This window comes from Roseibium sp. (assembly GCF_048261595.1).
Classification (GTDB): domain Bacteria; phylum Pseudomonadota; class Alphaproteobacteria; order Rhizobiales; family Stappiaceae; genus Roseibium.
In genome coordinates this window covers 867,471-890,687 of record NZ_JBLXFW010000001.1, presented here as the reverse complement: position 1 = coordinate 890,687, position 23,217 = coordinate 867,471, and the positions used below count along the sequence as shown (strand labels likewise).

Genomic DNA, 23,217 nt, shown 5'->3' with positions numbered 1-23,217 from the left:
CGCCGGAAAGGATACCGTTTATGAAAACCCTCAGTCCAGAACTCGCCGCCCATCTGGACGGCGGGGCGACGACGCTTGCGCGCTGCTGGATCGTCGTCCGTGCCGATGGCGCGAAGCTCGGGTTCACCGACCACGACCGGACCCTGTCCGTCGGCGGTGCCGCCTGCCGGCCGGAGAACGGCGTGACGGCGACGAGCGACGTGAGCGGGCCGGGTCTCGCAACAGGCGGCGGCGAGCTCAGCGGGGTACTCGCCTCGCAAGGCCTGACCGACGACGATCTGGAGGCAGGACGTTGGGACGGGGCCGAGGTCGAGGTCTACCTTGTCAACTGGCAGGCACCAACGCAGCATCTCCTCCTGCGCCGGGCCAGGATCGGTGAGGTCAGCCGCAAGGGCGAGGCCTTCCAGGCCGAACTTCGAGGTCTTGCCCATCTTCTGGAAGTGCGCCGCGGCCGGGTGTTCTCCCGCTCCTGTGATGCAGATTTCGGTGACGCCCGCTGCGGCATAGACCTTGACGATCCTGCGTACCACAGCACGGGAACCGTTGTAGGTGCAGCCGGTGAGGGAGAGGTGTTCCTCGACGGCCTTTCCGGCTTCGATGCGGGTTGGTTCTCCGGGGGCCGTTTCGAAGTCCTTGGCGGAGAATACGAAGGTTTTCGCTCCGAGATCTCCGGCCATCGAAGCCAAGCGCCAGATGCTGTCGTGAGCCTTTGGCAGGAACCGCCCGGCCGGCTGGAGCCGGGAACGCCGGTTCGCCTGACGGCAGGCTGCGACAAAGGCTTCGGCACCTGCCGCCACAAGTTTTCGAACAGTCTCAACTTCCAGGGCTTTCCACACATGCCCGGCACCGACTTCGTGCTGTCCTACCCCTCGCGCAACACGGGAGTGAACGATGGCGGTACCCTTGTTTCGTGACGGGCAGCTTTCGCCGTTGCGCTGCGCCGTGCTCGACGAAGCCCGCCTCTGGCTCGGTACGCCCTATCGTCATCAGGCCAGCGTTCAAGGCGCCGGGTGCGATTGCCTCGGCTTGCTGCGCGGGATCTGGCGGGCGCTTTATGGCGCCGAACCGGAAAAGGTGCCGCCCTATCATCCCGACTGGATGGCCGCGGACAAGGAGGACAGCCTTGCTGCGGCCGGCCGCAGGTGGCTGGTTCCCGGAGCGATAGGCAATGAGCGGCCCGGCGACGTTCTGCTGTTCCGCTGGCGCGATGGTCTGCCCGCCCGCCACGTCGGGATCCTGTCCGGTACCGGTCATCTGATCCACGCCTACGAGCGGGTCGGAACCGTTGAAAGTCCGCTTGTACCGGCCTGGCGCCGGCGCATCTCCCATGTCTTTTCCTTTCCGGAGTCCGGTCCATGGCAACCTTGATCCTGACGGCTGCCGGGCAGGCGCTGGGTGGCGCGGCCGGTGGCATCTTCGGCCTCGGCAGTCTTGGCGGCATCCTCGGCAAGGCAGCCGGGGCCATCGCGGGCAACACGCTCGACAAGTCGCTCTTCGGGTCCTCGCGCACCCTCGAGACCGGCCGCCTTGCCGACCTATCGGTCCAGGCGTCCAACGAGGGAGCCGCACTTCCCAGGGTCTATGGCCGCGTGCGCCTTGCGGGGCAGGTGATCTGGGCGACCCGTTTCGAAGAGGAAGTTACCGAGGAGCGCCAGGGCGGCAAGGGTGGCGGCGGGCAAACGACCACCGTGCGCTCCTACGCTTATTACGCGAATTTCGCCGTGGCTCTCTGCGAGGGACCGGTCACGAAAATTGGCCGCATCTGGGCCGACGGCAAGCTTCTGGACACCTCCCGTCTCAACATGCGCCTCTACACCGGCGCCCTCGACCAGTTGCCCGATCCGCTGATCGCCGGGCTTCAGGGGGACGCACCGGCCTATCGCGGCGTTGCCTATGCTGTCTTCGAGCATCTCGCTCTGGAGAGTTTCGGCAACCGCCTGCCGCAGCTCACCTTCGAGGTTCTTCGCTCCGTTGAGACGCTTGAGACCAAGATCCGGTCCGTGACGATCATTCCGGGCGCTGGCGAATTCGTCTACCAGCCAACCGCGGTCAGCGCGACGCCGTCACCGGGCGTCACACAAAGCCTCAACCGCCATGTGCAGGATGCCGCCAGCGACTGGGCGGCATCGCTCGACGAGCTTCAAGCCCTTTGTCCGAACCTCGAAAGCGTCGCGCTCGTGGTAGCCTGGTTCGGCGATGACCTGCGCGCAGGTGCCTGCACCATCCGGCCACTGGTGGAGGAACGGCAGAAGCCGACAAGCGGGGCGACCTGGTCGGTGGCGGGGCTTGCGCGGTCCGCGGCGACCGAAGTGTCTCGGGTCGACGGCAAGCCTGCCTATGGCGGTACGCCGTCCGATGCCAGCGTGATTGCCGCAATCAAGGATCTCAAGGCCCGTGGCCTGAAGGTGATGCTCTACCCCTTCCTTCTGCTGGATATTCCGGCAGGAAACGGGCTTCCCGATCCCCATGGCGGGAGCGAACAGGCGGCCTATCCCTGGCGTGGGCGCATTGTTCCGCATCTTGATACCGATGCCGAAGCGGCAAGCTTCTTCGGCAGTGCTGAGCCGTCCAGTTTCTCGGTCTCGGGCGAAAGCGTGGTCTATTCGGGTCCTTCCGAATGGCGCTACCGCCGCCATGTGCTGCATATGGCGCATCTGGCACTGGCCGCGGGCGGGGTCGACAGTTTCCTGATCGGGTCGGAGCTTCGCGGACTGACCCAGGCGCAAGGGGCAGGTGGGGACTATCCCTTCGTGGACGAACTCGTCGCACTGGCCGAAGACGCCAAAAGCGTACTCGGCAGCGCATCCGCCGTTTCCTACGCCGCAGACTGGTCCGAATATGGAGCCCATCAGGTTTCGGCTTCCGAGCTGCGGTTTCCGCTCGACCCGTTGTGGGCGTCGTCATCTGTCGACTTTGTCGGCATCGACAACTACCTGCCCCTGACGGATATGCGAGGCACCGGAGATCCGGATGGCAACACGGACCCTCATGACCCGGAGCTCCTGCGCGCAGCGATCACGAGCGGCGAGTATTTCGACTGGTACTATGCCTCCGATGCCGACCGCAGGGCAGGGCAGCGCACGCCGATCACGGATGGCGCCTATGGCAAGCCGTGGGTCTACCGTGCCCGGGATCTTGCCGGCTGGTGGTCGAACGATCATCACGAACGAGTGGGCGGTGAGGAGGAGAGCGTTGCGACGTCCTGGGTGCCCGGATCAAAACCGATCCGCTTCACCGAACTCGGTGTGCCCGCGGTCGACAAGGGCAGCAATCAGCCGAACGTCTTCATCGACCTGAAATCCGCCGAAAGCGCACTTCCCCATTTTTCCGACGGAACCAGGGACGACCTGATCCAGCGCCGGGGTCTCGAAGCCTGGCTGGATGCCTTCGATGATACGGATCCGGACTTTGTCGAAAGCGTCAATCCGTGGTCGGCGGCCTTCAGCGGGCGCATGGTCGACCCTGCCGGGATGTTCCTCTGGACCTGGGATGCCCGGCCGTATCCCGCGTTTCCCCGGCATCTGGACGTCTGGGCCGATGGGGCGAACTGGCGGCTCGGCCACTGGCTGAATGGCAGGCTGGGCGGTCTGTCCGTGTCCGGCCTGCTGCGCCAGCTCCTGGACGACTTCGGTATCTCGCAGAGCGATGTCGCGGTCGGGTCGCTCTCCGGCTCCCTCGAGGGGATGGCGGTTGCCGGACCGGTTGCCGCCCGTGACGTGATCGAACCGCTTCTGACCGCCTTTGGCGGCACGGCGTCGGATCTTGGAACCCGGATTAGGCTTGAGAGCGCAAGCACGACGCCGGACCGCCTGCTTGGTCCGGCAGACCTGGTCGATCCGGACGACGTGCAGGTCCCGATCCTGTCGCGGACCCGGGCACAGGAAGCCGAACTCGCCTCGGAGGTACGCCTTGGGGCCGAGGATGCGGCAAGTGATTATCGCCGCCGGGTAGCTGCCTCGCGCCGTCTGGAGGTCGGTAGCCGCCAGATCGAAACGCTGGATCTGGCCATCGTAACGTCGCCGCACGCCCTTCAGCAGGCAGCCGACCGCCGTCTGGCGCGCATCTGGGGCGAACGCGAGCGCGCGGAATTCTCTCTGTCGCCGCGCTGTATCGATGTCGAGCCGGGTGACGTTCTTGCGCTCTCCGGCGTCCCCGGCAAGCGGTTCGAGCCGCCGCTGCGCCTGCGGGTCGAAAGCATCGAGGACACGGAAGTGCGGCGCGTCGAGGCGGTACGTGTCAGCACGACGAAAGCCCCTGTCACGGTGGTGCCCGAACCCGTCACGGAGACCTATCAGGGCAGCGATCCGGGCCTGCCACATGGCATTTTCCTCGATCTGCCTCCGATGGCCGAAGGAGATCCGGACGCCCCTTTGCGCATGGCTTGCTTTGCAAAGCCCTGGCCCGGAACCCTGTCGCTGCTCAGATCGGTGACCGGGGCGGGCTTCGAACCGGTGGCAACGATTGAGCGGCCAGCCACCATGGGGCAGTTGCTTGCCGATCTTGGCGCCGGGCCGGTCGCCGTCTGGGACCGGGCGAATTGTCTGGAGGTACAGCTTCACGGCGGCCTGCTGCAGTCGCGCCCGGAGCTGGAGGTGTTGAGCGGCCGCAACGTTCTTGCCGTGCGCTGCAAGGGCGGGGGGCATGAAATTCTGCAGTTCCGCGATGCAGAGCTGATCGGCAGCAATGCCTACCGGCTTTCCACGCTCTTGCGCGCGCAGATGGGAACGGAGCCGGAGATGAGGGCCGGTGGACTTGTCAGCGCCGAGACTGGGGCGGACGTGGTGCTTCTTGACCCCGAGACCGTTCCCCTGGTGCCGGTCGGCCGGGACCAGCTTGGCCGTGCTTATCACTATCGTCTGGTGCCCGCGGGCCTTGCCGTTGATGACCCGCTGGCCCTTGCGCTCACCCATGCCGCCTCAGGACGCGGAGAAAGAGCGCTGGCTCCGGTTCATCTGAAGGCGAGGCGGACGGCCTTGGGCATCCGCATCAGCTTTACCCGCCAGACACGGCGGAGCGGCGACAGCTGGGAGCAGGTCGAGGTGCCGCTCGGCGAGGAGAGCGAGGCCTACGAAATCGACATCCTGGGGCCGGGCGATGAGGTGCTGCGCACACTGTCAGCGACAACGCCCGAGGTGCTCTATCCGGCGGCAGATGAGATCGCCGATTTCGGGGCGCAGGTTCCCTCCCTCAGTTTCTCGGTCTGCCAGCTTTCGGCCACCTCCGGCCGGGGCTTTGAAAGAAAGGCGACACGACATGTCTGACACCCTCCGGTTCGCCCTGCCGCTTCTAGCAGCTGCCCAGGCTCAAAAGCACGTCACCCACAATGAGGCGCTTTTGACCCTCGACGCTCTGGCGCATCTGCATCTGAAATCGAGATCACTTGCGGCAGCGCCGATCCCGGTCGAGGGCGATGCCTTTCTGGTCGCATCAGGGGCGAGCGGCGACTGGTCGGGCCGCGAGGGCCAGATCGCGCTCTGGCGCGACGGGATCTGGCACTTCCACGCCGCCTTCGCCGGTCTTGTCGCCTTTGTCGCCGACGAGGAGGCCCTGATTGTCGCAACAGACAGTGGCTGGCGCGAGGTTGCACCGCTCATGGCGCCGGACCGGTTGATGGCCCGCTCGGAACACGGCGCGGGAAACCGCCTTGCGGTTCTTGAAGAGGAACTGACCGCCCTTGCCGGAACTTATGCCGAAACCAGTGCGCTCATTCCCGATCGGGCCATTGTCTTCGGCGTCTCCTGCCGCACCACCACGGAGGTGACCGGCGCGTCGTCGTACGACTGCGGACTGGCTGGCGAGCCCTCGAAGTTCGGCGGCTCGCTCGGGGTTTCGGCCGGAGCAACAAACGCGGGAATCATTGGCCCAACGGCCTTCTATGCTGATACCCCCGTGCGCGTGAGTGCCAACGGAGGCAGCTTCACCGGTGGCTCGGTCCGGCTTGCCGTCCATTGCCTGATCCCGGTGGTGCCGGCGTCGTAGGCGCAGCCCAATTTCTCACAGTCTGCCGCCTTTCCCGTCCTTTTTCCGGAACGGATGAGGAGCAATCTCATGCAAATCAGCGAAAAGGGGTTGGCGTTCATCGCCGCCCACGAGGGGTTCGTGTCCAGAGCCTATCTAGATCCGGCCGGCGTCCTGACCATCGGCTACGGCTTCACCATGGGCTCGCGCATGTTCGCAAGCTGGTGGCGGGCGCATCATGGCGGAGCGCTGGCACTCGGTGACACCATCTCGCGGGAAGCGGCGAACCGGCTGCTCCTCAAGCTGCTTGACGAGGAATATGCTCCCTATGTTGCGCAGGCCTTGCCCGGTTTGCCCCAAGCCGCCTTCGATGCCTGCGTCTCCGTCGTCTACAATCTGGGGCCGAGGGCGCTGTCCTGGCGCTGGGCGAAGGCACTGAAGGCGGGTGATCTCGATGCGGCCGCCGCGCTGCTGGCAAAGACCGGCGTGACCGCAGGCGGCAAGCGGCTTGCCGGACTCGTCCGCCGCCGCCGGGAAGAGGCGGAGCTGCTGCTCAGCGGAGACTACGGGTCCTTCGGCCACGGTCCGAGCTTGAGCGAACGCATGGTGCGGGACCTTCAGTCCGGCCTGTCCGCCCTCGGCTACCGGCCGGGCGGGATCGACGGCATTCTCGGCCCCAGAACCCGCCAGGCTGTCCTTGCATTCCAGAAGAACCATCCGCCATTGCTCACCGACGGTATCGCTGGTCCTGCCACAAGGGCGGAACTCGACCGTGCTCTCTCAAGGGTGAAGGCGAACCGACTGTCTGCCTGCAGCGGCATTGCGGCCTCCGGAACGGCGCACCTGAGCGGCTTCGACTGGCAGCATGTGCTGCTGGTGGGCGTGCTCGTGATCGCAGCGTTTCTGGCATTGGCGGTGGCCTGGCGCCACCGCGGCAGGATCCGGTTCGTTGTAGCTACCGCCCTTGCGGAAATCGCCGGGCGCATCGCCCCCACACATTCCCGATCCCCAACCTGAAAGGAGCTGCCATGACCGGCTGGAAAACCCTTTTGTTCAACACCGCCATAGGTCTTCTCGCCCTCGGCGCAGAGGTCGCGGAAAACCTGTCGCTCGTCGAACCGGGAACGGTGGTGACGGCAAGTGGTGGCCCCCTTGCGGTTCTCGCAATGGGCGCCGCCAATATCCTCCTGCGTCATGTCACGCGTGGACCGGCCGGATGGGTGCGGTCTTAGGTCCATCCGGAGAAATTCCAATCCCTGACACCCCTCCTGACAGAATGCTGTCAGGAGGGGTGTGCGAGAACTCTCCTCGTCGGAATTCCTGCGAGGAGAGTGGAAATGACATTCAAGCCTGACAATTTCGCGGTCTGGTTCGAGCTTCCGGTGACGGATATCGATGCCGCCATCGCTTTCTATAACGAAGTGTTCCAGATCAGCCTGACCAAGGTTGAGGACATGGGGCCGAATCCTATGGCAATGTTCCCGGCAAGCGAGAACGGTGTTGCTGGTCATATCTATCCGGGCAAACCGCCCGCACGCGGCACCGGGCCTACCGTTCACCTGGCCTGTCCCGATGGGCTGGAAACCACGATGGAACGATTCGCCCGCGCTGGCGGCGAAGTGGTTTCCGACCCGATCGCCATTCCGGCCGGCCGCTTTGCCTACTGCCTTGACCCGGACGGTAATTCCGTCGGACTTTTCTCCGCCTGAGGAGATGAATGATGCGACGCGCCGACCGCCTTTTCCAGATCGTACAGCATTTGCGGGGTGGCCGGCTCGTCCGCGCGCGGCAACTGGCCGAATGGCTGGAAGTGTCCGAGCGCACGATCTATCGCGACGTCGCGGACCTCCAGGCCTCGGGCGTTCCCATCGATGGAGCGGCCGGGGTCGGCTACATTCTGCGTTCGGGCTACGACATGCCGCCGCTGATGTTCTCGCGCGACGAGATCGTTGCCCTCATCGCCGGCGCAAGGCTCATCCGCGCCTGGGGCGGGGCGGAGATGGCGAGAGCAGCTGAAGAGGCGCTGATCAAGATCGATGCCGTGCTGCCCGATCCCCTGCGCGAGCGCATGGGCGGCGTCGAGATCCATGCGATAGCCCCGGAAATGACGCCGGAAATCCGCCAGCGCATCGACTTTCTGGAAAAGGCGGCCGACAAGCACAATCGCCTGACCATTTCCTACCGCGATGCGGACGGAGACCCATCGGAACGCACGATTCGGCCACTCGGTCTGTGGTTCTGGGGCAAGGTCTGGACCCTGGTTGCCTGGTGCGAGCTTCGCGAAGACTTCCGAATGTTCCGGCTCGACCGCGTCAAGGATCTTGCGCATGAAGGGTCCGTTTTCCGGCCTGAACCCGGACGCACGCTCAAGGATTTCTACCGCACTATGGAAGACAGCGGGCACCATCGCTGACAGCGCTGCCGCCAAATGAGGCGTTGATGAAAGTCCGGTTCAGCTTCCATTCAGGTCAATTCCCCTAAACCCTGTTCCAACATGCAGATTGTCGTGGCACCTTGACGGTGTTCGAAGGGGTCCGGCTTGCCGGACGAGAGTGGGACAAACGGACGTGAAACGGATTTACCAGGTTCTGATCGTGATGCTTGCCTTGGCGCCTTTGCCCGCCGCTGCCCAATGCCTGTCGCAGGCAGAGGCGCGCGATGCGGTGGCGAGCGGCAAGGCAGCGCCGCTCGGCTCGATGAAAGGTGCCGCTGGCGGCGAGATCGTCAAGGCGCAGCTCTGTATCGAGGGCGGACGTTATGTCTACCGCCTGTCCGTTCTCGTGGGCGGTCAGGTGCAAACAAAGGTTCTCGACGCCAGTCGTTAGATCTTGCATGCCTGACTGCTCCCGCCTGACTTCAACGAATGACCAGATAAACCATTTCGGAAAATCCCATGCGCGTGCTTGTTGTTGAAGATGATGTCGACCTGAACCGCCAGCTCGTGGCCGCGCTGGAGGAGGCGGGATATGCTGTCGACAAGGCACTCGACGGTGAGGAAGGGCACTTTCTGGGCGACACCGAGCCATACGATGCCGTGATTCTCGATCTCGGGCTGCCAAAGCTGGACGGTCTTTCGGTCCTGGAAAACTGGCGCCGCGACGGCCGCACCATGCCCGTCCTGATCCTGACGGCGCGCGACCGCTGGTCCGACAAGGTGGCGGGCATCGATGCCGGAGCCGACGACTACGTTGCCAAGCCTTTCCACATGGAGGAGGTGCTTGCCCGCGTTCGTGCGCTGGTGCGCAGAGCCGCCGGCCATGCATCGAACGAGATCACCTGCGGCCCGATCCGCCTTGACCTGCGTGCCGGCCGTGTCACGAACGACGGCACACCGATCAAGCTGACCTCGCACGAGTACCGCCTGCTGTCCTACCTCATGCATCACCAGGGCAAGGTGATTTCCCGCACGGAACTGACCGAGCACCTTTATGACCAGGACTTCGATCGTGATTCCAATACGGTCGAGGTTTTTGTCGGCCGGCTGCGCAAGAAGATCGGCTCCGACCTGATCGAAACCATTCGCGGGCTCGGCTACCGGCTTGGAGATCCCGTTGACGAGTGACAGCGCACCCGTCGAGATCCAACAGGCGGCGCGAGCCGGAAAGGCGCGCTGGCGAAAGACATCGCTGGCCGGACGCCTCGTCGCGGTTGCCGCGGTCTGGTCTGTTCTTGCCCTGGCTGTCGCGGGGTTCATCCTCGTCGGCCTCTACCGGGCGGCCAGCGAGCGGGCCTTCGATGCGCAGCTCGACGTTTACGGAAAGTCGATCCTGGCCGAAATGGTCCCCGAGGCGAATGGCACGGACGAGACGGTTCGTGCGCCGAAGGGATTGAGCGAACCCCGTTTTGCCCTGCCGCTGTCCGGATGGTACTGGACGGTCGCGAGGCAAGAGGACGGCGAAGTCCTCTTTGCATCTCCCTCGCTTGTCGGTGATCCGCTGATCGTGGAGGGAACGCTCGAAAGGGACGCCGAGGCTGAACGGAGCACCTTCGCCATGGGCCCCGGCAATGAGGAAATCCGGGTGCGCCAGCAGCGTTTCGACATCGCTGGCAGTGCCTATGTCGTCTCCGTTGCCGCCGAAACCGCCGGGTTCAGGGCCGACATCCGAAGCTTTGCCGGGCAGGTCGCCATGACCCTGCTGATCTTCGGTGCCGGGCTTGTCGGTGCGGTCTTCCTGCAGGTGCGTGTCGGTCTGCGGCCCCTCATGCGTCTCCGGCGATCGCTTGGCATGGTCCGGCGCGGCGAGAGCGAGGCAATCGATGAGGATCTCCCCGTGGAGATCGCGCCGCTTGCGGTCGAGTTGAACGCTCTCATTCATTCGAACCGAGAGATCGTCGAGCGTTCGAGAACTCATGTCGGCAATCTCGCTCACGGTCTGAAGACCCCACTGAGCGTCATTTCCAACGAAGCACGGTCCGCATCGGGGCCTCTGGCCGATAAGGTTTCCGAGCAGGCCGCCATCATGCAGACCCAGATCCAGCATCACCTTGAGCGTGCGCGCATGGCGGCACAGCGGCGGGTGATCGGTGTCTCCTGCGAGGTCGAACCGGTGCTTGGCCGTCTCGTACGTGCCATGTCCAAGATCTACCGGGAACGCACAGTCGGATTTGCCGGTGATATCCCGGCCGACCTCCGTTTCCGCGGCGAACAGCAGGACCTGGAGGAATTGACCGGCAACCTGATCGACAATGCCTGCAAATGGGCCCGTTCGGCTGTGAGGGTCGAGGTAGGGCCTCTCCAGCAAGGCGAACAGGCGCGTGCGCTTTTCGAGATTCTGGTCGAGGACGACGGCCCCGGACTGTCGGAGAAGGAATGCACTGAAGCCGTCAAGCGCGGCCGCCGCCTCGATGAAACGGTACCCGGGACAGGCCTTGGCCTGTCGATCGTTGCAGATCTGGCCGGGGTATACGGCGGGCAGCTGGAACTCGGTCGCAGCGAACTCGGCGGGCTCAAGGCAAGACTCGTTCTGCCATCCGTTTGACATGCCCTAACGATACTGTGATCTGCATCACTAAAAACTTGAGCGCCGGGGCGTAGTTCGGCCACAAATAGTGTTTATTCGATTCGTCAGGGCTAACACTGTAAACCCTGCGGTCCGAAGTTTTCGGGAGTAACCCATGCGCTTGGCGGAACTGACCTGTCTGCTTGTCCTTGGCGCCGCCTTGAGCGGTTGCTCTGCCGTATCCGGCGGCACCTCGGGAGCATGGAACAACCAGTTCGGTGCAAGCTCGGGCTCGGTTGCCGAGGATGAGGCGAGTACTGCAATTGCCGTGCTGCTCGACAACGACTTCGGCCAGGCGCTTGAGGCATCCGATCACCGTGCCGTTGCAGAGGCGCAAAAACGTGCTCTGCGGGCAAATGGTGTAGGTGTTGCAGTGGCTTGGCAGAATGAGAAGACCGGGCGCAGTGGCCAGGTCCAGCCCGGCCCTGTCTATCAGGTCAACGATACGGCCTGCCGAGAATTTACCCACGTCATGGTGCTCGACGGCCACTCGCTCAGCTCGCGCGGGACGGCATGCCGCCAGGATGACGGTAGCTGGAAGACACTGGGCTGACGTGTCGATGCCTTTCATGGTGGCAGGGCAGCGCCTCAGGTCATAATTTCCGGGTACATCCGTTCAATTGTCAGGGGGTGTGGCCGATGCAACGTGGTAGCAAGCGTGCGTTGCACTAAGCCTATGCGGGAAAAAGCCTTTCCGGTCGGGCTTCTTAAAACAGACCCGAGTTTCTCAACCTTTGCTTAAAGGTATCCCTTTAGTTTCCGAGGCTAAGGCTGCGCAGTTGTGTTTGCAGAAAATGGCTGAAACCAAGATCGTAACAAGTAAGATACGAAACTACTTGCAGGAGCTGTCTCCTCGCGCGGTTGAAAGTCTGGTCCGCAATCTCGAAAAGGCTCGGGAGGACGGTACGGCGGACGACCACGTCGAGCTGATTCTGGCTGCCTCGCTCGACCTCTTGCGCAAGACCGGTTCCTTCCCGGAGGAAATGCCCCGTGGTCTGGTTCGACGCAACCAGGTTCAGCGGAAGTTCTTCACACCGCTCGATGAATTCCTGATCAACGAGCACCTGCCGCAAAAGCAGGAGGGCCGTGTCGAGCGCGTAATTCTCAATCGTGTCTGGACCTGGATTGGCCGCGACGTTCTGGCGAGCGACGTAAAGCGTGTTCTCAACTCTGCCGACGATATGAATGTCAGCGAAGAGCGGATGGAATCGCTCATCAACAACCTGCGCAAGCGCTCGGTTGATGCGCTTGGCGGCGTCCTGCACAAGATCGAAAGCTCCGACAAGGAGCGCCGGCGCTTGTCCATGGAGGTGGGCGGCGAGCGCGGTATTGCCGACCTGAAGGATATCTACAAGATTTTCGAGGCCGAGGGTTGGCTGAGGCCTTTTCTCGATGCCGTTCCCGATGCGCTGGACGAGGAGCGCCTGATGACCGGTCAGGGCGTCCTGAAGATGGTCGAAAAGGCCGCTTCCAGGTTTCCCGACCACGTTCCGGTGGTCGCGGCCGCTCTTCTGGACCGGGCGACATCGCCTGCGGCCCTGTGTGGCTTTGCCGGCCGTCTCGCCGGCACCAATGACGCCAAGAGCCTCAGCGGCTCCCGCTTCGCACCGTTCGTCGACATTGTGCTGAGCGAGGCGGAACGCCTCAATGTGCTGGCCCACGATCACCGCAATAACAATCCGGACCCGGTCGCCTTTTCCCAGGCGCTGGCCGAATATCATTCGCTGGTACACGGCATCGAAGTCGATCTCGACCTCTCGCATGCCGGTCGTTGGCACAAGCGCCTTTCGGAAACGAAGAAAGACATCTCGGAGATCGTCGACAGAGAGCTGCGCAACGCCCACGGGGCCGTGCGCCGATCCCTGCAGGTGCCAACCTTCGATGTCGACGGCAATCTGGAACACGATCGCCTGGCCATCGACGAGGCCGTGCGCGCGCTGCGCGTTGTCGTGATGGTCCGAAATGCTCCGCGGACCTTTGCAGTCAACGATATTGGAAAGCGGACACGTCAGGCAGTCGAGCAAACCCTTGAAATCGTGACGCGGTCCCTGATCACCGATCTGCCCAAGACGATGGGCAGGCCACGAGAAGCCCACCTTGCCGCGGTGGATGTCGCGATTATGTTGTGTGAAATCTACTACGGCACCGAATATGCGCAGCAACTGCGTCGCAGCCGCCAGAGCGCTATCGCCGAAGTCTTCGCCAATGGCGAGACCGAGCCGGATCCTTCCGTTCGCCCGGTTGGCGGCGCAAAGGGCCGTATGCAGCACCGGCGCCAGTAACAGCTGAAAAACCCATGAACCGGAGCATCCGGTCAGACCTTTCCGCGACCGCTCGTCACAGCGAGTCATGCTTGCCATTCCGAGTCCGAAAGGCTCTATAGTGGCCCCATGATGTTCTGGATCCTTACTGCGGTTTTGACCGCCGCTGCTGCTTTGTCTGTGCTCGTGCCCCTGAATCGTCGCCAGGCAGGCAATGACACCCAGCTGGATGAACGGCTTGCCGATGCCGCCGTCTATCGTCAACAGCTCGACGAAATCAGCCGCGATCTCGATCGAGGCCTGATCGATGAAGACGCTGCAGAAGCTGCCCGCACCGAAGTCGCCCGCAGACTTCTTGCGACTGACGAACGCAAAACCGAGGCGCATGAACGTGGCGGCAGCCGCGTTTCGCTTCGCCTGGTCACTCTGCTTGCCGTTCTCGCATTGCCGGCCGGAACCTTTGGTCTCTATCTCTATCTCGGATCGCCCGATCTTCCGGACACGCCATTGCAGGCCCGTCTCAGCGCGCCGCCCGAGAACCAGTCCGTTGGCGAACTCATCGCGCGCGTCGAGCGCCACCTTGCCGACAATCCGCAGGACGGCCAGGGTTGGAGCGTCCTTGCTCCGGTCTACATGAGAGTTGGAAACCCGGCCGCGGCGGCGGATGCCTATGCCAACGCCATTCGCATTCTCGGGCCGTCGGTGAAGCTGGTGACCGACTACGGTGAGGCCCTGACGGTCGCCAATGACGGCATCGTCACAGCCAATGCTCACGCAGCCTTCGAACGCGCGGTACAGATGGATCCGCAGGCCGTGAAGCCGCGGTTCTTCCTGGCTCTTGCGCTGGGGCAGGAAGGCAAGGCCGGGGAAGCCATTGCGGCCTGGACGTCTTTGCTCGACGGTGCCGACCCGGCGGAACCATGGGTTCCGGTTGCCCAGGCAGAACTGAGCAAACTCGGCGGAGGGCAGATGGCAGGTCGGCTCGGCGACGGTGCGGCCGGACAGGCGGCTGCGCCGGGCCCGAGCGCTGACGACATTGCCGCTGCCCGCGACATGAGCGCAGACGATCGTACAGCGATGATCGAGGGCATGGTCAAGGGACTGGCCGAGCGGCTGGAGGCGAACGGCGGTTCGCTTGAGGAATGGCTTCGACTGATCCGCGCCTATGCCGTCCTCGGCAAGCGGGATGCGGCAATTGCAGCCATTGCCAAGGCACGTGACATTCATGCAAATGATGCAGAGGCGATGGGGCAGATCGACCAACTTGCCGAACAGGCAGGGCTCAAGGGGTCTTAGAGGGGGCTCTTTGGCAACAGGAGCTGGACGCGAGTAGAATGACTAGAAAACAACGTCGCCTGACCCTGATCGGATCGGCCGGAGCGGTGCTTGCCCTGGCGATCGGCTTGATCCTCTACGCCCTCAACGACCAGATCGTATTCTTCCAAAGTCCGACCGATGTGGTCGAAAAAACGATTCCCCCGGGCCAGCGCATCCGGCTGGGAGGTCTTGTGGAAGAGGGAACGGTTGTCCGCTCTGACGATGCGAATGTCGCATTCCGGGTCACCGACACGGTCAACTCTGTTGCCGTTACCTACAAGGGCATCCTGCCCGACCTGTTCCGGGAAGGGCAGGGCGTGGTGACCGAGGGCATGATATCGCCGGACGGGGTGTTCGTGGCGGACAGCGTCCTTGCCAAGCACGACGAAAACTACGTGCCCAAGGAAGTGGCCGAGGCACTCAAGCAGCAGGGCGTCTGGCAGGGCAACTGACCTGGGCCCGCTGATGCGGCGCCGTCGGAAGCAATTCAGGGAGAGACCATGATCATCGAGCTCGGACACTATGCGCTGGTTTTGGCCTTCGCGCTCTCGCTCATCCAGTCCGTTGTTCCGCTGGTAGGCGCTGTCAGGGAAGACAGCCGGCTGATGGCCATCGCGCCGCCGGTTTCCGTCGCCATGTTCTTTCTGGTCGCGATCTCCTTCGCAGCGCTGACGGTCGCCTATGTCACCTCCGACTTCTCAGTCGTCAACGTCTGGGAGAACTCCCACTCCGCCAAGCCGATGATCTACAAGATATCCGGCGTGTGGGGGAACCATGAGGGCTCGGTCCTGCTTTGGGTCCTGATACTTGTCTTCTTCGGTGCGCTGGTCGGCTTTTTCGGAACGAACATCCCTGCTTCCCTGCGGGCTGCGACGCTATCCGTCCAGAGCTGGGTCACTGCCGGCTTCGTGCTTTTCATTCTTGCCACCTCCAATCCCTTCGAGCGTATCGTTCAGGCGCCGATGGAGGGCAATGACCTCAACCCGATCCTTCAGGACATCGGCCTCGCGATCCATCCCCCGCTCCTATATGTGGGCTACGTCGGCTTCTCCATCACCTTCTCATTTGCCGTCGCCGCGCTCATTCTCGGGCGTATCGATGCGGCATGGGCGCGCTGGGTCCGGCCCTGGACCCTTCTGGCCTGGGTGTTCCTGACGGCCGGCATCGCGATGGGATCCTACTGGGCCTACTACGAGCTTGGCTGGGGCGGCTGGTGGTTCTGGGATCCGGTCGAGAACGCGTCCTTCATGCCCTGGCTGGCAGGCACTGCTCTATTGCACTCCGCGATCGTCATGGAAAAGCGTGACGCGCTGAAGGTCTGGACCGTTCTGCTCGCGATCTTCACTTTCTCATTGTCGCTTCTGGGAACCTTCCTGGTGCGCTCGGGGGTGCTGACTTCCGTCCATGCCTTTGCGACGGATCCCGAGCGCGGTGTCTTCATTCTGGTACTGCTCTGTCTCTTCATCGGCGGCTCGTTGACGCTCTACGCCTGGCGCGCCCCGACCCTGAAGCAGGGGGGATTGTTCGCTCCCATCAGCCGCGAAGGTGCGCTGGTTCTGAACAACCTTTTCCTGACGGCTGCCGCATCCGCCGTCTTTGTCGGAACGCTGTACCCGCTGGCGCTTGACGCGGTGACCGGAGACAAGATTTCTGTCGGCGCTCCGTTCTTCAACCTGACCTTCGGTCCGTTGATGATCCCGCTCCTGATCGCGGTACCCTTCGGTCCGGTTCTGGCGTGGAAGCGCGGTGATCTTCTGGCTGCATCCCAGCGTCTTTACGCCGCCTTCGGTCTTGCCATCCTTGCCGTTCTTTTCACCTTCTGGCTCTGGGGTTACCAGCGCGTCCTGGCCCCGCTCGGGGTTGGTCTTGCGGTCTGGGTCATGGCCGGAGCGCTTGCCGAGCTTACAACGCGGGTCAAGCTGTTCGAGGTCGGCCTGGTCAGGGGCTTGTCTCGTCTCAAGGGCCTGCCGGGTTCGGCCTGGGGAACTGCCATCGGCCATTTCGGCATCGGTGTCACGGTTCTCGGCATCGTCACCGCCTCCGCCTTCCAGGAGGAGCGCGTGCTGACCATGAAAGCTGGCGAGGTTATCGAACTCGCCGGATACGAGATGACCTTCGAGGGTGCGGCTCCCCGGCAGGGACCCAACTACCGCGAGGATGTCGGGCACTTCACGGTGCGCGAAGGTGGCAACGTGATCGCCAGACTGCAGCCGTCCAAGCGGCTCTACACAGCGAGGCAGATGCCGACGACCGAAGCCGGTATCATGACGGTCGGCTTCTCGCAGCTGTATCTGTCCCTCGGTGAGGGGCGAGACGACGGCGCCATCGACGTGCGCGTCTACTTCAAGCCGCTGGTCACCCTGATCTGGATCGGCTGCATGATCATGGCTTTCGGTGGGCTTGTCTCGATCGCCGACCGTCGCCTGCGCGTCGGTGCGCCGCGTCCCGCCGCACGCCGGAGCAACGCCCCGGCGCCTGCAGCGGAATAGGGGGGATCTGACCGTGAGAACTGCCTTTGCGTTTCTTGTTCTTCTCGTAGGCTTGATGGCGCCGGCGATGGCCGTCGCACCGGACGAGATCCTCGATGATCCCGTCCTTGAGGAGCGGGCGCGCCAGCTGTCTGCCAACCTGCGCTGCATGGTTTGTCAGAACCAGTCGATCGATGACAGCGATGCGCCTTTGGCCAAGGATTTGCGTGTTCTGGTACGCGAGCGCCTTGTCGCCGGTGACAGTGATGCGCAGGTGATCGACTACCTGGTCTCCCGCTACGGTGAGTTCGTACTTCTGAAACCGCGGTTTGCCTGGCACACGATCATTCTCTGGGCCGCAGGTCCGGTGGCCTTGATTGCCGGCGTCTTTGCCCTGATGGCGGCCTTGCGCCGTCGTCAATCGACCTTGTCACGGGCGCAGGACAAGCCGCAGCCGCTCAGTGCCGAGGAACAGGCGCGTCTTGATGCCTTGCTGTCGGGCAAGGAAAACTGATCTCGGAAAGGGCGATGGGGCAGCCGACGATCAGGCTGCGTCGGCGTCCTGGGCGCTCATCTTCGCCTTGAACAGGGCGAGCATCCGCTGGGCATCCTTGGGATCAAGAAGGTGGTAGTTGGTCACCCACTTGTTGCCGGTCGATGTCGGGAACTTTAGGTGCATGCAGCGGGCCTTGCAGACACTCGAGTATTCGCCGTCGGCGATCCCGATCGAACGGCAAAGGACGGCGATGCAGGTCGAGTCGTACCGGATCATCATGTTGGCGACGTGCTTCCGCTCAAGCCCGACCACGACAGCAAGAATGCTGACCACGTCGTAGAGGTTCTTCTCGAAGCAAAGCTGCGAAACCGCCTTGTTCAGCGTGACATGTCCCTGGCGAATTCCGGTCAGCCACTGGCGCACGTCGATGCGCGACTCCCGCTTGACCAGTTCTTCGCCGGTCATCACCTCGTCCGGGTCGCGGAACATTTCCTGGATAAGGTCTTCGGTCGACCGGCGCAGATGCCGGATCTTGTCGCCCATCTCCTTGGGAAGGTCCTTGATGATCCGGTCAACATCCTTCGGGTCGATTTCCGCACCAAGATTGGACGCAACCGACTGCTTGACCGTGAGGTTACCGCGCTCGACCAGCTTCTTGGTCAGGCGGGAACTCAGGTACTCGCGCTTCGACAAGGAGAGCAGGTGTTCCTGATCCGCGCTTTCCGCCAGTTCCAGAAGTTGCCGCTCGCGCAGGGACTTGGACCGTTCGAGCATCGGACGGGCGACTTCGATCTTGTCGGTCGCCAGCTTGACCGCCAGACCGGGATCGGTCGCGTCAATATCGGCCAGTCGTTCGGAAATCGTGACCTTCGCGGACGTGTCCATCTTGTCGACGACACCGGAAAGCAGGCTGTTGAAAGCGCTGGTCTCATCCGGCCGGTTCAGGTGAACACGCTCGACAAAACGCTTCGAAACTTCGTCAGCAAACTGCTGACGCTTCGCGTCAGAACAATCCGTAGCTAGTTTGATCAGCGAGTCGAGCATGGCTGAAGGTATCCATCAATAGATCCTTTTAACCATGCAAATATGTAGAAATCGATAATAGGGGCCCGGGGGAGCGCTTTGAAGCCGTTGCGGCAACTTGGCTAAGAGGCTGAAAATATGATTATTTTTCGAGCGCCGATGTCATCAGGCGCACCTTGATGAAGCGTACCGCCCGCTGCGCGTCCTCTTCGCTCAGGCGCGAATATTCCTGGCGCCAGTTCTCGATGGCTCCCGTCGAGAGCTTGAGATGGGCGCCCCGCGCCTTGCAGAACATGTTGAACTCGCTTGCGCCGATGCCGAGGGACTTGCACAGGATGGCAATGCCGTCGATGTCATAGCGCATCATGACATTCACGACGTACTTCTGTTCGATAAGAGAGACCTGCGCAAGAATGAAGGCCAAGTCGAACAGGTTCCGTGACAGGGAAAATGCCAGGAACACCTCGTTCAGCGTCTTGTTGCCGGACTTGATATCCTTCAGCGCGACCTTGGCATCGATGCGCGATCTGCGGCGTTCCAGCATGCTGCCTGCGACCGCTTCGCCCGCCTCGCGCAGGATGCTTTCAACGAGAGCCTTCTGCCTTGCATGAAGATTGCGGAGCTTGTCGCCCTGTTCCTTCGGCAGCATCGCGATCAGGCGTTCGTAGTGCTCCGGCTGAATGTCGTTGCGGTCCACCATGCTGTCATGGATTGGCTGGTCCTTCTGTGCCAGCTTCATCAGAAGCCGTACGCCCCAGTCGGACAATTGCGCCCCGGGGTTGGCGGCAACGGAGCGACGGACCGGCTGCTCACCGCGTTCGAGCAGGATGTCGGTCAACCGGCTCTCCAGATGCTCGCGCTGCGAGATGGCCAGAAGATGGTCCTGACCCTTGGCGCGCGCGAGCTTGATCAGATCGTCATCGGTGAGAACGGTTGAATGGCGCAGCATGAATTTGGCAACATCCGCTTCCTCGTTCGCAAGCTGGAGTGCCAGGTCGTGCGGCGTTTCCTTCACATGTGCAAGGCGAGCGGACAGGCGTTTTTTCTCGGTTGTGTCCGCATCCTCCAGCAGCCGCGACAGGACACCGCTGAAAAGAGTCATTTCCTCATCGGAGTACCTGTCGGCATCCGAGATGAAAAGGGCGGAGACATGACCCAGAAGTTCTCGCCGCTTGTCGCTGCTGCCTTCCCTGGCAAGCTCGATCAGTGCCTGAATCATGTAATCCCCACGCGGTTTCCTACCTGTTTTCCTTCTTGCATGCGGATGCTTAAGTATTGGTAATATTGGTGTTGCTAATTGAGATTTTATGAGAAAAACAGACAGATATTGTAAGAAATAACGATAGTATAAATATGTGGAGCGCATATCGTGGGAACCCGTCGGGTTGCTCGGTGTTGCGAGCGCCCTTGACCGCGCCATTGCGCTTTGCCACTGGTCATCCATGACTGAGTTGCCCATCCTTTATTCCTTTCGCCGGTGCCCCTATGCCATGCGCGCCAGGCTGGCGATCCTGTCCTCCGGCGTTTCCGTTGAGCTCCGCGAGATCGTGCTCCGGGACAAGGCTCCCGAATTCCTTGCCGTCTCGCCGAGCAAGACAGTGCCCTGCCTCGTTGAGAGCGGTACAAACGTCATCGACGAGAGTTTCGACATCATGCTCTGGGCGCTTGAGCAGAGAGACCCTGAGGGCTGGCTAACGCCGGAAGAAGGCACGCTGGAGGATATGGTCGCCCTTGCCAACGCTCTTGATGGCGACTTCAAGCGTCATCTCGACCGCTACAAGTACGACACGCGCCATCCGGATGCCTCGCGCGAGGGAGAGCGGGAGGCCGCATCCAGCATCTTGCGCGACATCGAGCAACGTCTGACCAGGTCACCCTGGTTGTTCGGATCGCGCGCGAGCCTTGCCGATTACGCCTTCCTGCCTTTCCTGCGCCAGTTCGCCAATGTCGACAGGCAGTGGTTCGACGGCGAGCCCTGGCCAAATCTCAGGCGTCGGCTTTCGGACTTCGAAGCCTCCGTCCGTTTCCAGTCGATCATGGCAAAGCTGCCGAAGTGGCAATCCGGAGATACTGTTCTGGTCTTTCCGTAGCAGGCGCAGGAAGCCCTCTGACAGGCTGAGACCGCTTGTCCCGAATATTACAAAAGCTTAATCCGCCCGACAGGCGGCCGTAAGGAGACGCACACCATAGTCCACGGTGACAGGGCGAATGATCCTCTTCCCCGCGAGGATCGCCCGAACTGATCGAGATGCTTGTCACGAGAGGACATTGATGATGCAGAACCCTGAAAACCCGCAGAACGCGGCACGCAAGACACCGAGCCGGTTGCGGACCCGTCTTATGGCAGGAGCGGTAGCACTCGGTGTTGCCGGTGTCCTGACTGCACAGACCATCGTACCAGGACAATTTGCCTTTGCCGATGCCGTCAAGGTTGACGTTGCCGGACCGGCAGACTTCTCGCCGGTCGTGACCGCGGTCCAGCCTGCCGTCGTTTCCGTTCGCGTGAAGCAGGAAGTCGAGCCGCGGATGATGAATTTCGACGGCAACTTCGGCGACTTCTTCGAAGACATGCCGAAGGATCACCCGCTGCAGCGCTTCTTCCGCCAGTTCGGAGAAAACGGTCGCGGTGAGCGCGGCGAACCTCGCGGCCAACAGGAGCGCCCACGTCAATACGGCATGTCCCAGGGGTCCGGCTTCTTCATCACCGAGGACGGCTACCTGGTGACCAATCACCACGTCGTCGACAAGGGTACCGAATTCACCATCATCACCAATGACGGCAAGGAATACGATGCCAAGCTGATCGGCGCCGACAAGCGCACCGACCTGGCCCTCCTCAAGGTCGATGCGGACAAGGAATTCACCTACGTCAAGTTTGCCGACAGCGCCCCCAACGTCGGTGAATGGGTTGTCGCGATCGGCAATCCGTTCGGTCTTGGTGGCTCCGTCACGGCGGGTATCGTTTCTGCCCGTGGACGCGACATCGGAGCCGGTCCATACGACGATTTCATCCAGATCGACGCGCCCGTGAATCGTGGCAACTCCGGCGGCCCGGCCTTCAACATGAAGGGTGAAGTCATTGGCGTGAACGCCGCCATCTTCTCGCCCTCCGGCGGCAATGTGGGCATCGCATTCGCGATCCCGGCTTCGACCGCCACCGATGTCATCATGGACCTCAAGGACGACGGCTCCGTAGTTCGTGGCTGGCTGGGTGTCCACATCCAGAACGTCACCGACGATATTGCCGAAAGCCTCGGACTTGACGAAGCGCGCGGCGCGATCGTTGCCGACGCGCAGGAAGATGGCCCGGCAGCCGAAGCGGGGATCAGGTCGGGTGACACGATCCTCTCGGTCGACGGCACCAGGGTCGACGGTCCGCGCGATCTGTCCAAGATCATCGCGGCTTATGAACCGGACACCAAGGTGGATGTCGCCGTCTGGCGTGACGGCGAGGAGAAGACCATCAGCGTGACGCTCGGCAAGCTCGAAGACGCAGAAAAGCAGGTGCAGGCCGACGCTTCCAAGGCTGATCGCACCAGCCTTGATGATCTGGGGCTGGCCCTGATGACAACCAGTGAGGCCGGTGTCGATGGTGACGGTGTGGTTGTCGCCGATGTGGATCCGGACGGTCCGGCAGCCGAAAAGGGGCTGCGCCGAGGTGACCGTATCGTCCAGGTTGGCGGTGCGAAGGTCTCAAGCCCGTCGGATGTCATTGACGCGGTACGCGCCGCTGAAAAGGACGGCCGCAAGGCAGTTCTCTTCCGTGTCGAGAACAACGACGCGACCCGTTTCGTGGCCCTTCCGATGAAAATCGGCTGAGCCGGAAACACAGGAGGGAACGATCTCATCCCCTGATCGTTCTCTCATGTGCCTATCGGTCGGCTTGGCGTCCGTTGCCCCCATCCCCGCCAATGCCGGCCGTTACATCCGGCGGTGGATCCCCCCGATCCACCGCCGGTGTTTCTTTGCCAATCGATCTCCAGTTTCCGTATAAGGAGATTATGTTGCGGATTCTCATCATCGAAGACGATGCGGAAGCCTCGGCCTATCTGGCCAAGGGGCTGAAGGAACTTGGCCATCTGGCAGATCAGGCCGCCGACGGCGAGACAGGACTCGAAATGGCGCTTGGCAGCGACTACGACGTCCTCATCGTCGACCGGATGCTGCCGCGCCGGGACGGGCTTTCCGTCATCTCCGAATTGCGCAAGGGCGGCAACCAGACCCCCGTTCTGATCCTGTCTGCGCTCGGCCAGGTCGATGACCGTGTCACCGGGCTCAAGGCTGGCGGGGACGACTATCTGCCCAAGCCATATGCCTTCACTGAGCTTCTGGCCCGTGTCGAAGCGCTCGCCCGCCGTCCCAAGGCCGGGGGCGAGGTAACCACCACCTATCAGGTTGGCGATCTCGTTCTCGATCGCCTTGCCCATTCCTGCCGCAGGGGCGATACCGATATTCCGCTCCAGCCGCGCGAATTTCGCCTGCTGGAATACCTCATGCAGCATGCCGGTCAGGTGGTGACCCGAACCATGCTTCTGGAAAACGTCTGGGAATATCATTTCGACCCGCAGACAAATGTGATTGACGTTCACATCTCGCGCCTGCGCGGCAAGATCGACAAGGATTTCGACAAGCCGCTGCTGCACACCATTCGCGGTGCCGGATATACGATCCGCGAACCCGCCGATCACCCCTAG

22 protein-coding genes are annotated in these 23,217 nt (G+C 62.5%); 20 read left to right on the top strand and 2 right to left on the bottom strand.

The window, feature by feature from the left end; all coding sequences use genetic code 11:
• Positions 1 to 20 precede the first annotated feature (20 nt).
• The 17 genes from ACN0SY_RS03920 (at position 21) to ACN0SY_RS03840 (ending at position 17,518) form a co-directional block, all read left to right on the top strand.
• Positions 21 to 914 (top strand): DUF2163 domain-containing protein, encoded by an 894-nt coding sequence (locus ACN0SY_RS03920; RefSeq protein WP_417684634.1) that lies wholly within the window; start codon positions 21 to 23, stop codon positions 912 to 914.
• Positions 892 to 1,368: an NlpC/P60 family protein gene (locus tag ACN0SY_RS03915; RefSeq protein ID WP_417684632.1), complete on the top strand. Its 477-nt coding sequence runs from the start codon at positions 892 to 894 to the stop codon at positions 1,366 to 1,368. The genes ACN0SY_RS03920 and ACN0SY_RS03915 overlap by 23 nt, the downstream gene beginning before the upstream one ends.
• Entirely contained in the window at positions 1,356 to 5,261 is a 3,906-nt protein-coding gene (locus tag ACN0SY_RS03910; protein WP_417684631.1) for a baseplate multidomain protein megatron, read from the top strand. Before ACN0SY_RS03915 ends, ACN0SY_RS03910 begins: the two co-directional genes overlap by 13 nt.
• The gene (locus tag ACN0SY_RS03905) at positions 5,254 to 5,979 is read left to right on the top strand and encodes a DUF2793 domain-containing protein (protein ID WP_417684629.1); all 726 of its coding nucleotides are present in this window, start codon (positions 5,254 to 5,256) and stop codon (positions 5,977 to 5,979) included. Before ACN0SY_RS03910 ends, ACN0SY_RS03905 begins: the two co-directional genes overlap by 8 nt.
• Positions 5,980 to 6,048: 69 nt before the next feature.
• The gene (locus ACN0SY_RS03900; RefSeq protein ID WP_417684627.1) at positions 6,049 to 6,975 is read left to right on the top strand and encodes a glycoside hydrolase family protein; all 927 of its coding nucleotides are present in this window, start codon (positions 6,049 to 6,051) and stop codon (positions 6,973 to 6,975) included.
• An 11-nt stretch (positions 6,976 to 6,986) separates the two neighbouring features.
• A complete protein-coding gene (locus tag ACN0SY_RS03895) occupies positions 6,987 to 7,190 on the top strand; it encodes a hypothetical protein (protein ID WP_417684625.1) in 204 nt (67 codons plus the stop codon).
• A 105-nt stretch (positions 7,191 to 7,295) separates the two neighbouring features.
• Positions 7,296 to 7,667 carry a VOC family protein gene (locus ACN0SY_RS03890; RefSeq protein ID WP_417684623.1) on the top strand — a complete coding sequence of 124 codons (372 nt, stop codon included), beginning with the start codon at positions 7,296 to 7,298 and terminating at the stop codon, positions 7,665 to 7,667.
• 11 nt (positions 7,668 to 7,678) lie between these two features.
• A complete protein-coding gene (locus ACN0SY_RS03885; protein WP_417685871.1) occupies positions 7,679 to 8,371 on the top strand; it encodes a helix-turn-helix transcriptional regulator in 693 nt (230 codons plus the stop codon).
• A gap of 154 nt (positions 8,372 to 8,525) precedes the next feature.
• Positions 8,526 to 8,783 (top strand): hypothetical protein, encoded by a 258-nt coding sequence (locus ACN0SY_RS03880; protein ID WP_417684621.1) that lies wholly within the window; start codon positions 8,526 to 8,528, stop codon positions 8,781 to 8,783.
• 68 nt (positions 8,784 to 8,851) lie between these two features.
• Positions 8,852 to 9,520: a response regulator transcription factor gene (locus ACN0SY_RS03875; protein ID WP_417684619.1), complete on the top strand. Its 669-nt coding sequence runs from the start codon at positions 8,852 to 8,854 to the stop codon at positions 9,518 to 9,520.
• Positions 9,510 to 10,937: an ATP-binding protein gene (locus ACN0SY_RS03870; protein WP_417684617.1), complete on the top strand. Its 1,428-nt coding sequence runs from the start codon at positions 9,510 to 9,512 to the stop codon at positions 10,935 to 10,937. Before ACN0SY_RS03875 ends, ACN0SY_RS03870 begins: the two co-directional genes overlap by 11 nt.
• Positions 10,938 to 11,073: 136 nt before the next feature.
• A complete protein-coding gene (locus tag ACN0SY_RS03865) occupies positions 11,074 to 11,511 on the top strand; it encodes an RT0821/Lpp0805 family surface protein (RefSeq protein ID WP_417684615.1) in 438 nt (145 codons plus the stop codon).
• 241 nt (positions 11,512 to 11,752) lie between these two features.
• Positions 11,753 to 13,240, top strand: coding sequence for a hypothetical protein (locus ACN0SY_RS03860; RefSeq protein WP_417684613.1), 1,488 nt, complete (start codon positions 11,753 to 11,755; stop codon positions 13,238 to 13,240).
• A gap of 108 nt (positions 13,241 to 13,348) precedes the next feature.
• The gene (gene ccmI, locus ACN0SY_RS03855; RefSeq protein ID WP_417684611.1) at positions 13,349 to 14,515 is read left to right on the top strand and encodes a c-type cytochrome biogenesis protein CcmI; all 1,167 of its coding nucleotides are present in this window, start codon (positions 13,349 to 13,351) and stop codon (positions 14,513 to 14,515) included.
• A 38-nt stretch (positions 14,516 to 14,553) separates the two neighbouring features.
• Entirely contained in the window at positions 14,554 to 14,988 is a 435-nt protein-coding gene (ccmE, locus tag ACN0SY_RS03850) for a cytochrome c maturation protein CcmE (RefSeq protein WP_417684609.1), read from the top strand.
• Positions 14,989 to 15,036: 48 nt separating this feature from the next.
• Positions 15,037 to 17,025, top strand: coding sequence for a heme lyase CcmF/NrfE family subunit (locus ACN0SY_RS03845; protein ID WP_417684607.1), 1,989 nt, complete (start codon positions 15,037 to 15,039; stop codon positions 17,023 to 17,025).
• Between the two features lie 55 nt (positions 17,026 to 17,080).
• Positions 17,081 to 17,518, top strand: coding sequence for a cytochrome c-type biogenesis protein (locus tag ACN0SY_RS03840; protein ID WP_417685869.1), 438 nt, complete (start codon positions 17,081 to 17,083; stop codon positions 17,516 to 17,518).
• Between the two features lie 30 nt (positions 17,519 to 17,548).
• On the opposite strand, the gene ACN0SY_RS03835 is transcribed toward ACN0SY_RS03840, so the two are convergent.
• Positions 17,549 to 18,544 carry a DUF2336 domain-containing protein gene (locus ACN0SY_RS03835; protein ID WP_417684605.1) on the bottom strand — a complete coding sequence of 332 codons (996 nt, stop codon included), beginning with the start codon at positions 18,542 to 18,544 and terminating at the stop codon, positions 17,549 to 17,551.
• Between the two features lie 121 nt (positions 18,545 to 18,665).
• The gene (locus tag ACN0SY_RS03830) at positions 18,666 to 19,742 is read right to left on the bottom strand and encodes a DUF2336 domain-containing protein (protein ID WP_417684603.1); all 1,077 of its coding nucleotides are present in this window, start codon (positions 19,740 to 19,742) and stop codon (positions 18,666 to 18,668) included.
• Between the two features lie 223 nt (positions 19,743 to 19,965).
• Here ACN0SY_RS03830 and ACN0SY_RS03825 point away from each other — a divergent pair, with 223 nt between their 5' ends.
• The 3 genes from ACN0SY_RS03825 (at position 19,966) to ACN0SY_RS03815 (ending at position 23,217) form a co-directional block, all read left to right on the top strand.
• Positions 19,966 to 20,613: a glutathione S-transferase gene (locus ACN0SY_RS03825; protein ID WP_417684601.1), complete on the top strand. Its 648-nt coding sequence runs from the start codon at positions 19,966 to 19,968 to the stop codon at positions 20,611 to 20,613.
• Positions 20,614 to 20,794: 181 nt separating this feature from the next.
• Positions 20,795 to 22,342, top strand: coding sequence for a Do family serine endopeptidase (locus ACN0SY_RS03820; RefSeq protein WP_417684599.1), 1,548 nt, complete (start codon positions 20,795 to 20,797; stop codon positions 22,340 to 22,342).
• Between the two features lie 182 nt (positions 22,343 to 22,524).
• Positions 22,525 to 23,217, top strand: coding sequence for a response regulator transcription factor (locus ACN0SY_RS03815; RefSeq protein WP_417684597.1), 693 nt, complete (start codon positions 22,525 to 22,527; stop codon positions 23,215 to 23,217).

What these genes read in the sequence shown, in the direction of transcription:
- ACN0SY_RS03920 (WP_417684634.1), top strand. Translation starts at nt 21, where the DNA reads ATGAAAACCCTCAGTCCAGAACTCGCCGCCCATCTGGACGGCGGGGCG.
- ACN0SY_RS03915 (WP_417684632.1), top strand. Translation starts at nt 892, where the DNA reads ATGGCGGTACCCTTGTTTCGTGACGGGCAGCTTTCGCCGTTGCGCTGC.
- ACN0SY_RS03910 (WP_417684631.1), top strand. Translation starts at nt 1,356, where the DNA reads ATGGCAACCTTGATCCTGACGGCTGCCGGGCAGGCGCTGGGTGGCGCG.
- ACN0SY_RS03905 (WP_417684629.1), top strand. Translation starts at nt 5,254, where the DNA reads ATGTCTGACACCCTCCGGTTCGCCCTGCCGCTTCTAGCAGCTGCCCAG.
- ACN0SY_RS03900 (WP_417684627.1), top strand. Translation starts at nt 6,049, where the DNA reads ATGCAAATCAGCGAAAAGGGGTTGGCGTTCATCGCCGCCCACGAGGGG.
- ACN0SY_RS03895 (WP_417684625.1), top strand. Translation starts at nt 6,987, where the DNA reads ATGACCGGCTGGAAAACCCTTTTGTTCAACACCGCCATAGGTCTTCTC.
- ACN0SY_RS03890 (WP_417684623.1), top strand. Translation starts at nt 7,296, where the DNA reads ATGACATTCAAGCCTGACAATTTCGCGGTCTGGTTCGAGCTTCCGGTG.
- ACN0SY_RS03885 (WP_417685871.1), top strand. Translation starts at nt 7,679, where the DNA reads ATGCGACGCGCCGACCGCCTTTTCCAGATCGTACAGCATTTGCGGGGT.
- ACN0SY_RS03875 (WP_417684619.1), top strand. Translation starts at nt 8,852, where the DNA reads ATGCGCGTGCTTGTTGTTGAAGATGATGTCGACCTGAACCGCCAGCTC.
- ACN0SY_RS03865 (WP_417684615.1), top strand. Translation starts at nt 11,074, where the DNA reads ATGCGCTTGGCGGAACTGACCTGTCTGCTTGTCCTTGGCGCCGCCTTG.
- ACN0SY_RS03860 (WP_417684613.1), top strand. Translation starts at nt 11,753, where the DNA reads ATGGCTGAAACCAAGATCGTAACAAGTAAGATACGAAACTACTTGCAG.
- ccmI (WP_417684611.1), top strand. Translation starts at nt 13,349, where the DNA reads ATGATGTTCTGGATCCTTACTGCGGTTTTGACCGCCGCTGCTGCTTTG.
- ccmE (WP_417684609.1), top strand. Translation starts at nt 14,554, where the DNA reads ATGACTAGAAAACAACGTCGCCTGACCCTGATCGGATCGGCCGGAGCG.
- ACN0SY_RS03845 (WP_417684607.1), top strand. Translation starts at nt 15,037, where the DNA reads ATGATCATCGAGCTCGGACACTATGCGCTGGTTTTGGCCTTCGCGCTC.
- ACN0SY_RS03840 (WP_417685869.1), top strand. Translation starts at nt 17,081, where the DNA reads ATGGCGCCGGCGATGGCCGTCGCACCGGACGAGATCCTCGATGATCCC.
- ACN0SY_RS03835 (WP_417684605.1), bottom strand. Translation starts at nt 18,544, where the DNA reads ATGCTCGACTCGCTGATCAAACTAGCTACGGATTGTTCTGACGCGAAG.
- ACN0SY_RS03830 (WP_417684603.1), bottom strand. Translation starts at nt 19,742, where the DNA reads ATGATTCAGGCACTGATCGAGCTTGCCAGGGAAGGCAGCAGCGACAAG.
- ACN0SY_RS03825 (WP_417684601.1), top strand. Translation starts at nt 19,966, where the DNA reads ATGACTGAGTTGCCCATCCTTTATTCCTTTCGCCGGTGCCCCTATGCC.
- ACN0SY_RS03820 (WP_417684599.1), top strand. Translation starts at nt 20,795, where the DNA reads ATGATGCAGAACCCTGAAAACCCGCAGAACGCGGCACGCAAGACACCG.
- ACN0SY_RS03815 (WP_417684597.1), top strand. Translation starts at nt 22,525, where the DNA reads ATGTTGCGGATTCTCATCATCGAAGACGATGCGGAAGCCTCGGCCTAT.